Below are 13,726 nucleotides of genomic sequence, written 5' to 3'. Positions count from 1 at the left end.
TGCGCGGTCCGCCATACATGCGGCCTTTGCGCCGAAACGCAACGGCGGAAATGATTTTGGCGAAATCGCTGGAAAATCGAAACAGCCAATTCTCATTTTGACCGTAATTGGGTGCATTTAGGAATAATTTTGCCGATGTTGCGAATTATCATTATTCGCGCTGTTGAACACATTGGGGCGGGGACGCGACGCGGCAACCGCTAAAACGAGAATAAATTTCCATTTTTAACGCAAGAGAGATCATTCCATGAACGCAATCGAGATCCGCATCGCCAAGCCACATCCGCGCGTCCCATACCAGTTGTCCCTGCTCGCGGGCGCCTTGCTGCTGGCGCTGCAGCCGGCGCGCGCGCAGCAGGCCGACGAGGGCATCGCGGACAAAGTCGTCGTCGTTGGTTCCCGCTCCGCCGCCAAGACGGCGCTCGACACCGCCGCCCCGGTCGGCCTGATCGGCATGAAGGACATGCAGAACGCCGGCCCGCTGGAGCTGGGCAAGCTGCTGCAGACGCTGGATCCGTCGTTCAACTTCTCCACCACCTTCGTCAGCGACGGCACCGACAGCATCCGCCCGGCCACGCTGCGCTCGCTCGGGCCGGACCAGCTGCTGGTGCTGGTGAACGGCAAGCGCCGCCACCAGCAGGCCCTGCTCAACGTGCAGCAAACCATCGGCCGCGGCTCGGCCGGCACCGACATCAACGCCATCCCGCTGTCGGCCATCCACCACATCGAGGTGCTGCGCGACGGCGCCGCCGCCCAATACGGTTCGGACGCGATCGCCGGCGTGATCAACATCGTGCTCAAGTCGCAGACCGGCGAGACCCAACTGTCGGGCGACGTGGGCCAGACCTCGGAGGGCGACGGCCGCGTCGTCTCGGCCAGCGTCAACCGCGGCTGGACGATCGGCGACGGCGGCTACCTCAACCTGTCGCTGGAGGCGCGCAAGCGCGGCGAGACCAACCGCGCCGGCCCGGACTCGCTGCGCGTCGACCCGCCGCGCGTGACCCAGCACATCGGCGACTCCAACACAAAGGACGCCTACCTCTGGTGGAACGCGGCGCTGCCGCTGGACCAGGCCGGCGAGCTGTACGCCTTCGGCGGCGTGTCCAAGCGCCGCGGCGACTCGTTCGGCTTCTTCCGTTCGGCCGGCGACGGCCGCACCGTGCCGGCCGTCTATCCGAACGGCTTCCTGCCCAACATCGTCACCGACATCCGCGACGCGTCCTTCGCCGTCGGCTACCGGCGCGACCTGGCCAACGACTGGAAGGCCGACGTGTCGATCAATCACGGCGCCAGCGGCTTCGACTACCGCGAGCGCAACACCATCAACATCAGCTACTGGTACGAGCCCAAGCCCGGCGGCGGCATCCACGCCGAGTCGCCCACGTCGGCCTACACGGGCGGGCTGAAGTTCGACCAGACCACCTTCAACGCCGACCTGCGCGGCCCGGTCGAACTGGGCGGCCGCAAGTTCGCCTTCGCCACCGGCTTCGAGTACCGCGCCGACAACTACCGCATCGACGCCGGCGACCCCGTGTCCTACCAGTACGGCCGGACCAACAACCCGGCCATCGTCATCCTGGACCAGAACGGCGGCCGCGCCGCCGCCGGCACCCAGGGCTTCCCCGGCTACACGCCGGCCACCGCCGTGGACGACGGGCGCCACAACATCGCGCTGTACGCGGACGTGGAGCACAACCTGACGCCGCAACTGCTGGTGGCGGCGGCCGCGCGCCACGAGCGCTATTCGGACTTCGGCGCCACCACCACCGGCAAGCTGTCGCTGCGCTACGACCCGGCGCCCACGCTGGGCCTGCGCGGCAGCGTCTCCACCGGCTTCCGCGCGCCCAGTGTGCAGCAGGAGTTCTACAGCTCGGTGTCGACCAGCCTGGACGGCGCCGGCCGGCTGACCGAGACGCTCACCGCGCGCCAGGGCAGCGCCGTCACCCAGGCCTTCGGCATCGCCCCGCTGAAGCAGGAGACCTCCAGGAGCGGCAGCGTGGGCCTGGTGCTGCGCCCGGCGAAGAACATGTCGCTCACGGCTGACCTGTACCGCGTCGACATCAAGGACCGCATCGTGTTCTCGAGCGAGATCACGCCGGAGGCGGCGGCCGGCTGCGACGCCGCGCTGTCGAACTGCCCGATCCGCCGCATCCTCGACCCGCTGGGCGTGGGCCAGGCGCAGTTCTTCACCAACGCGGTCGACACCAGCACCAAGGGCCTGGACATCGTGGCCGAGCACACCAGCAGGCTGGCGGCGGCCACCGTGGTCCTGTCGGGCCAGCTGGGCTTCAACCGCACGTCCGTGACGAAGCGCCATTCGCAATCGCCGGTCATTTCCAGCGAGCGCATGCTCGACGACATGCAGGTGCTGCTGATCGAGCACGGCCAGCCGCGCCAGCACCACGTGCTGGCCGCCGACGTCAGCGCCGGCGCCTGGAACGTCAACGCGCGCGCCAACTACTTCGGCGCCGTCAAGGCCGGCTACTTCACCAACCCCTACGTGCAGACCTGGGAGGCGAAGTGGGTGGTCGACACCTCGCTGCGCTACAGCTTCAGCAAGAAGAGCAGCGTGGCCTTCGGCGTGAGCAACCTGTTCGACACCTATCCGACCGAGTGGGACAAGAGCAAGGCCTTCCCCTTCCCGCAACTGGGCTTCACGCACTGCTGGGAAACCTGCCCGACAGGCGTCAACGGCCGCTCGATGTACGCCCGCTTCGACACCGCGTTCTGAGCGGCGAATGCGCCCGACCGACCGCCGCAACCGCATGGGGATTGAAAAATGAGCCTGTTCCGCACCAAGAATCTGGACCACATGGTGGCGCAAAGCCGCGCCGCCGGTGGATTGAAAAAGGTATTGGGGCCGGTGGACCTGGTCCTGATGGGCATCGGCGCCATCGTCGGCACCGGCATCTTCGTGCTGACCGGCACCGGCGCGCTGACCGCCGGGCCGGCGCTCACCCTGTCGTTCGTGATCGCGGCGCTGGCCTGCGCCTTCGCGGCCCTGTGCTACGCCGAATTCGCCTCGACGGTGCCGGTGGCCGGCTCCATCTACACCTACACCTACGCCACCCTGGGCGAGCTGGCGGCGTGGATGATAGGCTGGGACCTGCTGCTCGAATACGGCCTGGCCACGTCGGCCGTGTCGGTCGGCTGGTCCGGCTATTTCCAGTCCCTGATCGGCGGCTTCGGCCTGCGCCTGCCGGCCGAACTGACGGCCGCGCCGGGCGCGGTGCCCGGCGTGCGCACGCTGCTCAACCTGCCGGCGCTGCTGATCATGCTGGCGCTGACGGCGATGCTGTCCTGGGGCGTGCGCGAGTCGGCGCGCGTGAACAGCGTCATGGTGGCCATCAAGATAGCCGTGATCCTGCTGTTCATCGCGGTCGGCGCGCGCCATGTCGAGCCGGCCAACTGGCGGCCCTTCATGCCGTTCGGGATGGGCGGGACCATGAGCGCGGCGGCGCTGGTGTTCTTCGCCTTCATCGGCTTCGACGCCGTGACGTCGGCGGCGGAGGAGGTCAAGCGCCCCGAGCGCGACCTGCCGATCGGCATCATCGGCTCGCTGGCCGTGTGCGCCGTCCTGTACGTGGTGGTGTCGGCGGTCATGACGGGCATCGTGCCGTTCCGGCGCTTCGCCGGGGTCGACCACCCGGTGTCGCTGGCGCTGCAGTTCGCGCGGGAGGACTGGGTGGCCGGCTTCGTCGACCTCGGCGCCATCCTCGGCATGACCACCGTGATCCTGGTCATGACCTACGGCCAGACGCGCGTCATCTTCGCCATGTCGCGCGACGGCCTGCTGCCGGCGCGCCTGTCGACCTTGCATCCGAGGCTGGGCACGCCGTTCTTCGCGACCTGGGTGGTGGGACTGGTGTTCGGGCTGATCGCCGCGCTGGTCCCGCTGGACGTGCTGGCCGAGCTGATCAACATCGGCACGCTGGCCGCGTTCTGCCTGGTGTCGGTGGCGGTGCTGGTGCTGCGCAAGCGCCGGCCCGACCTGCCCCGCGCCTTCCGCTGCCCGGGCGTGCCCGCGGTTCCGGTGCTGGCCATCCTGTTCTGCGTGGCCCTGATGACCTTCCTCGGCCGCACGACGTGGATCGCCTTCGGCGTCTGGCTGGCGATCGGACTGGCCGTGTACTTCGGCTATTCGCGCCGCAACGCCGTGCTGCGGCCGGACCGGCCGGACCGGGTGTAGCGCGGACGGCCCCCGGACATGCAAATATTGCATACGCGTGGCCGTCCCGGCCCGCGTTTGCGATGATGGGGCATTTGCCGGTGCAGGCCCGGCTGGCGCCTTTAGCGGGGAGCGGATCATGTCCGGGTTGACGAATTTGAGGATAGGGGGGCGCCTGGCCCTGGGTTTCGGTGTCATACTGCTGTGTGCCATCGCCCTGCTGGGGCTGGGACTTTGGCGGATGAGCCAGATGCAGACACTGACCGACATCATCGTCAACGACAAGGTGGCGGGCCTGAACCACGCCACCGGCATGCGCGAGGCCGGCGGCTCGCTGGCGCTGACGCTGCGCAAGCTGAGCGCGCCCACCGACACGGCCGAGGCGGCGCAGGAGGGCGCGCAGCTGGCCGCCACGCTGGCCGGCTACACGCGGGCGGCGCAGGCCGTGCGGCGCCTGGCCGCCACGCCCCGGGCGCGGGCGCTGCTGGACCAGGTGGACGCGCGCCAGGCGGTGCTGTTCCCGCTGCTGCGCAAGTTCCAGGACCATGCCGCGGCCGGCAATTACTTCGACGCGGCGCTGCTGCTGAAGGACCTGGCCGGCCCGCACCAGCAATGGATGGCGGCGCTGGCGGCGCTGGCCGACCACCAGTTGGCGGCCATGAGGGAGGCGGCCGAGGCCTCGCGCCTGCATTACCGGTCCGCCATGGCGGGCATGCTGGCGATCGGCTGCCTGGCGGCGGCGCTGGGCGTGGCGACGGCCTGGGCCATCACCCGCGGCATCACCCGGCCGCTGGGACACGCCGGCCGCGTGGCCGACGCCATCGCCCGGGGCGACCTGACACTGGACGTGGGCGCGCGCTCCGGCGACAATGCGGTCGACGAGGCCGGACAGCTGCTGCGTTCACTGGAGGCGATGCGGCGCCAGCTGGCCGAGGCGGTGCGCCAGATCAGGGACGGCGGCGAGACCATCGCCGTCGCCTCGCGCGAGATCGCGATGGGCAACGCCGACCTGTCTGCCCGCACGGCCGAGCAGGCCGGCGCGCTGGAGGCGGCCGCCGGGTCGATGGCCGGCCTGACCGGCATGGTCGGCCAGAACGCCGGGCACGCCGGGCGCGCCAACGAGCTGGCGCTGGGCGCCTCGGCGCTGGCGCTCAAGGGCGGGCGGGTGGTGGCGGAGGTGATCGAGACCATGAGCGCGATCAGGCTGTGCTCGCGCCGCATGGCCGACATCATCGGCGTCATCGACGGCATCGCCTTCCAGACCAACCTGCTGGCGTTGAACGCGGCGGTGGAGGCGGCCCGCGCGGGGGCGCAGGGCAGGGGCTTCGCGGTGGTGGCGGGCGAGGTGCGCGGCCTGGCCCAGCGCAGCGCCGAGGCGGCCAGGGAGATCAAGGCCTTGATCGACGACTCGGTGCGCCAGGTGGACCGTGGCGGCAGGCTGGTCGACGACGCCGGCCTGGCGATGGACGACATCGTCGGCTCGGTGCGCGCGGTGGCCGACATCATGCGCGACATCTCCGAGGCCAGCGCGCGGCAAAGCCGCGGCATCGGGGAGGTCAACCAGGTGGTCACGCGGATAGACGGCATGACGCAGCAAAACGCCGCCCTGGTCGAACAGGCCGCGGCGGCGGCGGACAGCCTGCAGGACCAGGCGCAGGCGCTGGCGCGCACCATCAGCGTGTTCCGGCTGGCGGAGCCCGGGCCGGGGCCTGGATCCGGGCCGGCTCCGGCGCGCGCCGCGCCACGAACCGGGGACCGGCGCGGGGCCGGCGCGTGGGCGGCCGCGGCCGCCCTTCAACAATGAGTACGGATGGCGCATGAAAATGAAGCTGAAGATCATACATTTGTTATCGGTGTGCGCCGCGCTGGCGCTGGGGCCCGCGGCGCGCGAGGCGGCGGCGCAGGAGTCGCCCACGCTGAGGAAGATCGCGGAGACGGGCCTGGTCACGATCGGCTTCCGCGACAAGTCGATACCGTTCTCCTATCTCGACAAGCAGCGCCCGATCGGTTATTCGATCGACATCTGCCTGCACGTGGTGGACGCGGTGCGCGCCCGGCTGAAGCAGCCCGACATCGAGGTGGTGTACCGGCCGGCGACGTCGGCCAGCCGCATGGCGCTGGTGGCCAACGGCATCATCGACCTGGAATGCGGCAGCACCACCAACACGGTGGAGCGGCAGCGGGAGGTGGCGTTCTCCGTGACCACCTTCGTGGCCTCGAACAGCCTGGTGACGAAAAAGGCCAACGGCTTCAATTCGCTGGCGCAGCTGCGCGGGCAGACCGTGGTGTCCACCGCCGGCGGCACGCCGGTCAAGGGCCTGCTGGAGCTGAACCGCGCGCTGGGCCTGGAGCTGCGCGTCATCACCGCCAAGGACAACGTCGATTCCTTCAACCTGCTCGAGACCGACCGCGCCGCCGCCTTCGCGATGGACGACGCGCTGCTCTACGGCCTGGTGGCCGACGCCCGCAATCCGCAGGACTACCTGATCTACCACGCCGACATGTCGGTCGAGCCCTACGGCATCGTGCTGCGCAAGGACGACCCGGTCTTCAAGAAGCTGGTGGACGACGCCATCGTCGGCCTGTACCGCTCGGGCGCGATCACGCAACTCTACCGCAAGTGGTTCCTGACGCCGATCCCGCCCAAGCAGATCCTGCTCAACCTGCCGATGAGCCCGGCGCTGAAGAAACTGCTGTCCGCGCCCACCGACTCGGCCGACCCGGCGGCCTACCGCTGACGGGCCCCGCCGGGGATCACGCCTCCCCGGCGGCCGGCCGGTACTCGTCGATGGCGATGCCGTGCCGGTGCAGCTTGTCGTACAGCGTCTTCTTGCCGATGCCCAGCGCGTCGCACACCGGCAGCGGGCGGCCCTGGTGCTGCCTCAGGGCCTGCTCGATCAGCGACTTCTCTATCATGTCCATCTGCTGGGCCAGCGTGGCCGGCGGGGCGGCCGCGTCGTCCTGCGCGCCGGGCAGGCCGAGCACATAGCGGTCGGCCGCGTTGCGCAGCTCGCGCACATTGCCCGGCCAGTCGCGCGCCATCAGCGCGCGCACGGTGTCGGCCTGCAGCGCGGGCACGGCGCGGCCGTAGCGCGCCGCCGCCTGCAGCAGGAACTGCTCGAACAGCATGGGTATGTCCTCGCGGCGGTCGCGCAGCGGCGGCAGCAGCAAGGTGGCGACGTTGAGCCGGTAATACAGGTCGGCGCGGAACTTCTGCTGCGCGCTCAGCTCCTTCAGGTCGCACTTGGTGGCCGCCACGATGCGGATGTCCACCGGCACCTGCTCGTTCGATCCCAGGCGCTCGATCTTGCGCTCCTGCAGCGCGCGCAGCAGCTTCACCTGGAAGCCCATCGGCATGCTCTCGATCTCGTCGAGCAGCAGGGTGCCGCCGTGGGCGTGCTCGATCTTGCCTATGCGGCGCTTGCTGGCGTTGGTGAAGGCGCCCGCCACGTGGCCGAAGATCTCGCTCTCGAACAGGTTCTCCGGCAGGCCGCCGCAATTGATGGCCACGAAATTGGCCTGGCGGCGCACGCTGTGGTCGTGCAGGCAGCGCGCCACCACCTCCTTGCCGGTGCCGGTCTCGCCGAACACCAGCACGTCGGCCGAGGTGTCGGCCAGGTTGATGATCTGGCGCCGCACCTCCCGCATCGCCGGCGAGTTGCCCAGCAGCGTGGCCTCGATGCCGGCCTGGTGCTGCAACTGGCGGCGCAGCGTGTCCACCTCGATGCGCAGCGCGCTCTTCTCCATGGCGCGTCCCGCCACGGTGACCAGGCGCTCCATGGCGAAGGGTTTTTCGATGAAGTCGTAGGCGCCCAGGCGCATCGCCTGCACCGCCATCGACACGTCGCCGTGGCCGGTGACCATGATCATGGGGATGGTGGCGTCGATCGCGCCGACCCGCTCGAGCAGGCCGAAACCGTCCATCCTGGGCAGGCGCACGTCGCTGATGACGATGCCGGCGAAGCCGGGCACGATGTGCGGCAGCGCGCGCTCGGCCGACTCGAAGGAGGCCACCGCGAAGCCGGCCAGCTCCAGCGTTTCGGCGACGCTGCTGCGCACCGCCGGGTCGTCCTCGACAAACAAGATTTTGAATCCGTCAAACATGGCTGCTTTCCTCTGAAATATTGAGCTCGAACTCGAAGGCGGCGCCGCCCCCGGTGTTGAAGGCGCGCAGGGCGCCGCCGAATTCGCGCACCAGGTCGGCCGAGATGGCCAGGCCCAGGCCCAGGCCCTGGCCGGACGGCTTGGTGCTGAAGAAGGGTTCGAACAGGCGCGCGTGCACCGCCTCCGGTATGCCGGCGCCGGTGTCGCCGACGCGGATCCAGGCTTTGTCGCCCGCGCGCCAGACCCGTATCGACAGGGTGCGCACCGGCGCGCCCTGCATGGCGTCGATGGCGTTCGCGCACAGGTTGATCAGCACCTGTTCCAGCCGGCCGCCGTCGCACAGCGCGCGCAAGGGCTCGGCGATGTCCACCCGCACCTCGACCCGGGCGGTGCGCAGGCGGTTGTCCAGCAACAGCAGCGTGTTGTCCACGGCGCTGGCCAGCGGGAAGGAGCCCAGCGTCAGCGGCGCCTTGCGCGAGAAGGACTTCAACTGCTCGGTGAGCTTGCCCATGCGCTCGGTGAGGTCGGTGATCGACTGCAGGTTGCGCTCGACGCGGCCGGCCTCGCCCCGCTTCAGCAGCAGCTGGGTGTTGAAGGACAGCGCGCGCAACGCCGTCAAAGGCTGGCTGATCTCGTGCGTGATACCGGCCGACATCTGCCCCAGCAGGGCCAGCTTGCTGGCGTGCACCAGCTCGTCCTGCGAGGCGCGCAGCACCTCCTCGGCGTGCTGGCGCTCGCGGACCTCGCGCATCAGTTCCCGGTTCATCTCGTGCAGTTCCGCCGTGCGCTGGACGATGCGCTGTTCCAGCTCGTCGTGGGCGCGCTGCAGCGCGGCGCGCGCGCGCAGGCCGCTGGCGATGGCGCGCCGGCGCAGCGCCAGGTACATGCCGAGCAGGCCGGCGAAGGCCACCAGCACGGCGGCGCCCACGGCGTTGCGCAGCGCGTCCAGCGTCACGTCGGAGGCGCTGGTGAGCGTCACCAGGCGCCAGCCCTGGCGCGTGAGGATGCGGTTCTGGGCCATGTACATGGTGTGCGGCGCGGCCGGGTTCAGGCCGGGCCAGCGGATCAGGCCATCGCCGTGCCCCGTGACGTCCTCGCCCGGCGCGCTGGCCGTGGCCGGCGCGGCGCGCCCGGAACCGGCGTCCAGCACCGCCGAGAGCCGTCCCAGCCTGCGGTTGTGCCACGCGGGCGAGGAGGCGATGACCACCATGTCGTTCTCGTCGAGCACCAGGAAGGCGTCGTGGCTCGATTGCGAGGCGAGCGCGATCCACGTCGATTCGATGGGATCGAGGCTGACCTGCACCACCGCGACGCCGGCCACCACGCCGTTCTGGCGGACGGGCTGGGCGAAGAAGTATTCCGGCGCGTCGCGCGTGGCGCTGCGCGAAAAGTAGCGCGCCTGGCCGCCCTTGATGGCCTCGGCGAAGTAGGGCAGGTCGGCGTGGCTCTGGCCGACCAGGCTGGCCGGCTGGTACCAGTTGCTGGCCGCGCGCACCACGCCGCCGCGGTCGGTGACAAAGATGCTGAGCGAGCCGGCCCGCACGTTCTGCCGCGCCAGCTTCCTGCTCGCCACGTCGGCCAGGCCCCGGTCGCCGGGCGTCCGCAGCAGCGCCTGCACGTCGTTGTCGAAGCCGACTATGCCGGGCAGATATTCATGCTTTCCCAATTCGCTTTCCAGCGCGGCGGCGTACAAATCCAATTGCTGCGCCAGCACGTTATTGAGCTGGGCATAACCGTGGCGCGCGCTCAGCGAATAAGCCAATAAGACGCCGGCGGCGCCCGCGGTCAATATCAGCAGCCATGCGCCCGGCCAAAGCAAGGAGCGGGAAGCGAAAACTTTTCTCATGGTGCGCAATTCGGTCTCGGCAATGCTGTGTTGAATTCAAATCTATTCCGGCCGTGGGGGAATGGCTGCATTCGCCCGGCGCAGCGCTCAACTATACCCCGGCGACAACAATCGCACCACCAATTTCGGCGGCGCTCCGGACGGCGTATCGATTTCCATACCGCGCCGGCGGGCAAAGTGTGGAAGTCCACACGACCATGGCGGAGCGGGCGCGCATGGACCGGTAAAAATCCTTTTGAATCAATGGGGTGGCGTGATTTCAAGGCATTGGTCGTTTCTGGCACGCAATGTGCTGAAGTAAAGGGTAGAGCGGATGGAACGCCGCCAACCAATACCAACCGGGAGCGACTTTATGGATACGAAGTGGGTTGAGGACTTTATCTGTCTGGCCGATACGCGCAGTTTCTCGCGATCGGCCAGCGCGCGGCATTCTAGCCAGTCGGCGTTCAGCCGGCGTATCCAATCGCTGGAAACCTGGCTGGGAACCGAATTGGTCGACCGCAGTTCCATGCCCCCGACGCTTACGCCGGCGGGGCGCCATTTCCACGGCATCGCCATCAATCTCGTCAAGCAGTTGAATCAATTCAGGAATGGCCTGGGGAATGAATAGGGCCACGCCTTATTCGGTCCGGGTATTTTCTTTAGCGGTCGCGGCGGGCTTTGAATAAAGCCGACCGATATGGCGCATATACCGCCATTTCGCCAATAAGAGTAAATAAACCACCAATCCAAAGGGAGAATAAATGAACAAAGCTATTATCGCCATCGCCACGCTCGGCCTGCTGTCCGGTTCCGCCGTGGCGCAATCGAACATCGCCATCTACGGCGTGGCCGATGCCGGTTTGGTGCGCGAAACGGGCGGACCCGCCGGCGGCGTCACGGCGCTGGCCAGCGGCGTCGGCTCCGGCTCGCGCATCGGCTTCAAGGGCAAGGAAGACCTGGGCGGCGGCACGGTCGCGCTGTTCGTCATCGAGAACGGCTACAACATCGACACCGGCGCCGCCGCGCAGGGCGGGCTGCTGTTCGGCCGCCAGGCCTATGTCGGCCTGGCCAACCAGCTGGGCACGGTCACCCTGGGCCGCCAGACTTCGCCCTACTACCGCGCCCTGCGCGATGTGGCCGACCCGTTCTCCACCGGCTGGGCCGGACGCGCCGACAACATCATGGCGAACAACACGCGGCTCAACAACATGGTCCAGTACGCGTCGCCCAACCTGCGCGGCCTTGTCGCCGAGCTGGCGGTCGGCTTTGGCGAGACGCCGGGCGACAGCGCCCGCAACCGCGCCTACAGCACCGCCGTGTCCTACGCCAACGGCCCGCTGACCGTGGCGCTCAGCTGGCACCAGCTGCAGAACGCCACCGCCACCGACCATGCGGCCAACACGCTGCTGGCGGCGAAGTACCGCGTCGGCGTCGTCGAGGGCAACCTCGGCTACGCATGGAACCGCGGCCTGGGCGGCGCCGACAGCACCGACCTGCTGCTCGGCGTGAGCGTGCCCTTCGGCGGCGCCAGCAAGGTGTTCGCCTCCTACATCCGCCGCGACGACGACACGGCGGCCAACCGGGACGCCAGCCAATGGGGCGTGGGCTACACCTACTCGCTGTCCAAGCGCACCGACCTGTACGCCGCCTACGCGCGCATCTCCAACCGCAACGGCGCCACCTTCAAGGTCGGCAACGCCACCGGCGACGGCACCGGCAAGACCGGCCTGAACCTCGGCGTGCGCCACTGCTTCTAAGCCTGGCCCGGCCAAGCTGATTTATCCAAGCTGATTAATCGCCGCCGGCGGCGCCGGCGGCCCACATGGAGTGCATCAAATGACCTTTCCGAAAACCGTAGTGGCGCTGATGAGCGCGGCCCTGTTCAACGCCTTCGTGCCCGCCGGCGCCGCCCAAGCGCAGGAATTGACCGGCACCCTGGCCAAGATCAAGAGGACCGGCGCCATCACGCTGGGCGTGCGCGACGGCTCCATCCCGTTCTCCTACCTGGACGACCAGCAGCAATACCAGGGCTATTCGATCGACCTGTGCATGAAGGTGGTGTCGGCGCTGCAGAAGCAGCTGGGCATGGGCGAGCTGAAGGTGACGATGAATCCCGTCACCTCGGCCAACCGCATCCCGCTGATGGCGAACGGCACCATCGACCTGGAATGCGGCTCCACCACCAACAACCTGGAACGCCAGCAGCAGGTGGCCTTCGCGCCCACCATGTTCGTGATCGCCAACCGCCTGCTGGCCAAGAAGTCGGCCAACATCAAGACGCTGGCGGACATGAAGGGCAAGACGCTGGTGGCCACGGCCGGCACCTCGACGCTGAAGCAGATGACCATACTGAACAACGAGCAGAACCTGGGCATGACCATCCTGGTCGGCAAGGACCACCCTGAATCGTTCCTGATGGTGGAAACCGGCCGCGCGGTGGCCGAGGCCAACGACGACATCCTGCTGGCGTCGCAGCGCGCCAACGCCAAGGCGCCGGGCGACTACGAGATCACCAGCGAGGCGCTGTCGGTCGAGCCCTACGGCATCATGCTGCGCAAGGACGACGCGGCCTTCAAGAAGGCGGTCGACGAGGCCCTGATCCGCTTCTACAAGTCGCGCGAGGACATGCAGCGCCTGTACCACAAGTGGTTCATGTCGCCGATCCCGCCGAAGGGCATCAACCTGCGCTTCCCGATGCCGCCGCAGCTGGAGGCGGCGCTGGCCAAGCCGACCGATTCGGGCAACCCGGCCGACTACGCGGCCGTGCCCGAGGCGCAAAAGGCCGCGACCAAGAAAAAATAAAAAAACAAGGCGGCCCGCCCGGAGGCGCCATCGGCGGCCCCGGGCCCGCCTGAACCACTCAGGAAGGAATACGCATGAACTACCACTGGAACTGGCACATCTTCTGGGACATCGCCCCCGATGGTTCCGGCACCTATCTCGATACCCTATGGTCCGGCCTGGCCTGGACGCTGGCGACCTCGCTGACGGCCTGGTTGATGGCGCTGGCGCTGGGACTGGCGATCGGCACCGTGCGCACCATGCCCAACAAATGGGCGGTGCGCCTGGCCAACGGCTACGTCGAACTGTTCCGCAACATACCGCTGCTGGTGCAGATGTTCCTCTGGTATTTCGTGATGCCGGAAGTGCTGCCGCGGGCCCTGGGCGACGCCATCAAGGCGCTGCCGAACGCGCCCTTCGTCACGGCGGTGCTGTGCCTGGGCTTCTTCACCTCGTCGCGGGTGGCGGTGCAGGTGTCGGCCGGCATCGCCGCACTGCCGCGCGGGCAGCGCATGGCCGGCACCGCGCTGGGCCTGACGCTGCCGCAGACCTACCGCCACGTGCTGCTGCCGATGGCCGGCCGCGTGATCCTGCCGCCGCTGACCAGCGAGTTCCTCAACATCGTCAAGAACAGTTCGGTGGCGCTGACCATCGGGCTGATGGAGCTGACGGCGCGCGCGCGGGCGATCCAGGAGTTCTCGTTCCAGGTGTTCGAGGCCTTCTCGGCCGCCACGCTGATCTACGTGCTGGTCAACGTCTGCGTGGTGTTCCTGATGCACAGGATAGAGAAGAAGGTCGCCATCCCGGGCTTCATCGTGGCCGGCGGCTCGGCGGGGGGGCACTGA

10 protein-coding genes are annotated in these 13,726 nt (G+C 68.5%); 8 read left to right on the top strand and 2 right to left on the bottom strand.

The window, feature by feature from the left end; all coding sequences use genetic code 11:
- Nucleotides 1-247: 247 nt before the first annotated feature.
- The 4 genes from BM436_RS27185 (at nucleotide 248) to BM436_RS27170 (ending at nucleotide 6,906) form a co-directional block, all read left to right on the top strand.
- Complete coding sequence (locus tag BM436_RS27185) at nucleotides 248-2,731, top strand: TonB-dependent receptor plug domain-containing protein (RefSeq protein ID WP_093558666.1); 2,484 nt, start codon at nucleotides 248-250, stop codon at nucleotides 2,729-2,731.
- A 48-nt stretch (nucleotides 2,732-2,779) separates the two neighbouring features.
- On the top strand, nucleotides 2,780-4,189 hold the full coding sequence (bcaP, locus tag BM436_RS27180; protein WP_093558665.1) for a branched-chain amino acid transporter BcaP: 1,410 nt from the start codon (nucleotides 2,780-2,782) through the stop codon (nucleotides 4,187-4,189).
- 118 nt (nucleotides 4,190-4,307) lie between these two features.
- Nucleotides 4,308-5,972, top strand: coding sequence for a methyl-accepting chemotaxis protein (locus BM436_RS27175; RefSeq protein ID WP_093558664.1), 1,665 nt, complete (start codon nucleotides 4,308-4,310; stop codon nucleotides 5,970-5,972).
- A 19-nt stretch (nucleotides 5,973-5,991) separates the two neighbouring features.
- The gene (locus BM436_RS27170) at nucleotides 5,992-6,906 is read left to right on the top strand and encodes an amino acid ABC transporter substrate-binding protein (protein ID WP_218164934.1); all 915 of its coding nucleotides are present in this window, start codon (nucleotides 5,992-5,994) and stop codon (nucleotides 6,904-6,906) included.
- A gap of 16 nt (nucleotides 6,907-6,922) precedes the next feature.
- On the opposite strand, the gene BM436_RS27165 is transcribed toward BM436_RS27170, so the two are convergent.
- Together BM436_RS27165 and BM436_RS27160 are read right to left on the bottom strand one after the other, a co-directional pair.
- Nucleotides 6,923-8,272: a sigma-54-dependent transcriptional regulator gene (locus BM436_RS27165; RefSeq protein WP_093558663.1), complete on the bottom strand. Its 1,350-nt coding sequence runs from the start codon at nucleotides 8,270-8,272 to the stop codon at nucleotides 6,923-6,925.
- Complete coding sequence (locus BM436_RS27160; protein WP_143133318.1) at nucleotides 8,265-10,118, bottom strand: ATP-binding protein; 1,854 nt, start codon at nucleotides 10,116-10,118, stop codon at nucleotides 8,265-8,267. Before BM436_RS27160 ends, BM436_RS27165 begins: the two co-directional genes overlap by 8 nt.
- A gap of 352 nt (nucleotides 10,119-10,470) precedes the next feature.
- Here BM436_RS27160 and BM436_RS27155 point away from each other — a divergent pair, with 352 nt between their 5' ends.
- The 4 genes from BM436_RS27155 to BM436_RS27140 all read left to right on the top strand — a co-directional run bounded on the left by BM436_RS27155 (nucleotide 10,471) and on the right by BM436_RS27140 (nucleotide 13,726).
- A complete protein-coding gene (locus BM436_RS27155) occupies nucleotides 10,471-10,728 on the top strand; it encodes a LysR family transcriptional regulator (protein WP_093558661.1) in 258 nt (85 codons plus the stop codon).
- 133 nt (nucleotides 10,729-10,861) lie between these two features.
- On the top strand, nucleotides 10,862-11,857 hold the full coding sequence (locus BM436_RS27150; protein WP_093558660.1) for a porin: 996 nt from the start codon (nucleotides 10,862-10,864) through the stop codon (nucleotides 11,855-11,857).
- A gap of 109 nt (nucleotides 11,858-11,966) precedes the next feature.
- The gene (locus tag BM436_RS27145; protein WP_229490787.1) at nucleotides 11,967-12,902 is read left to right on the top strand and encodes a transporter substrate-binding domain-containing protein; all 936 of its coding nucleotides are present in this window, start codon (nucleotides 11,967-11,969) and stop codon (nucleotides 12,900-12,902) included.
- Between the two features lie 74 nt (nucleotides 12,903-12,976).
- Nucleotides 12,977-13,726, top strand: a complete 750-nt coding sequence (locus tag BM436_RS27140; protein ID WP_093558658.1) for an amino acid ABC transporter permease — start codon at nucleotides 12,977-12,979, stop codon at nucleotides 13,724-13,726.

Source organism: Pseudoduganella namucuonensis (assembly GCF_900116645.1).
GTDB classification, from domain to species: Bacteria; Pseudomonadota; Gammaproteobacteria; order Burkholderiales; family Burkholderiaceae_D; genus Rugamonas; species Rugamonas namucuonensis.
Note: the sequence above shows the minus strand (reverse complement) of the source record. Positions and strands in the feature narration are given on the sequence as shown.

What these genes read in the sequence shown, in the direction of transcription:
- BM436_RS27170 (WP_218164934.1), top strand. Translation starts at nt 5,992, where the DNA reads ATGAAGCTGAAGATCATACATTTGTTATCGGTGTGCGCCGCGCTGGCG.
- BM436_RS27150 (WP_093558660.1), top strand. Translation starts at nt 10,862, where the DNA reads ATGAACAAAGCTATTATCGCCATCGCCACGCTCGGCCTGCTGTCCGGT.
- BM436_RS27145 (WP_229490787.1), top strand. Translation starts at nt 11,967, where the DNA reads ATGAGCGCGGCCCTGTTCAACGCCTTCGTGCCCGCCGGCGCCGCCCAA.
- bcaP (WP_093558665.1), top strand. Translation starts at nt 2,780, where the DNA reads ATGAGCCTGTTCCGCACCAAGAATCTGGACCACATGGTGGCGCAAAGC.
- BM436_RS27185 (WP_093558666.1), top strand. Translation starts at nt 248, where the DNA reads ATGAACGCAATCGAGATCCGCATCGCCAAGCCACATCCGCGCGTCCCA.
- BM436_RS27155 (WP_093558661.1), top strand. Translation starts at nt 10,471, where the DNA reads ATGGATACGAAGTGGGTTGAGGACTTTATCTGTCTGGCCGATACGCGC.
- BM436_RS27160 (WP_143133318.1), bottom strand. Translation starts at nt 10,118, where the DNA reads ATGAGAAAAGTTTTCGCTTCCCGCTCCTTGCTTTGGCCGGGCGCATGG.
- BM436_RS27175 (WP_093558664.1), top strand. Translation starts at nt 4,308, where the DNA reads ATGTCCGGGTTGACGAATTTGAGGATAGGGGGGCGCCTGGCCCTGGGT.
- BM436_RS27140 (WP_093558658.1), top strand. Translation starts at nt 12,977, where the DNA reads ATGAACTACCACTGGAACTGGCACATCTTCTGGGACATCGCCCCCGAT.
- BM436_RS27165 (WP_093558663.1), bottom strand. Translation starts at nt 8,272, where the DNA reads ATGTTTGACGGATTCAAAATCTTGTTTGTCGAGGACGACCCGGCGGTG.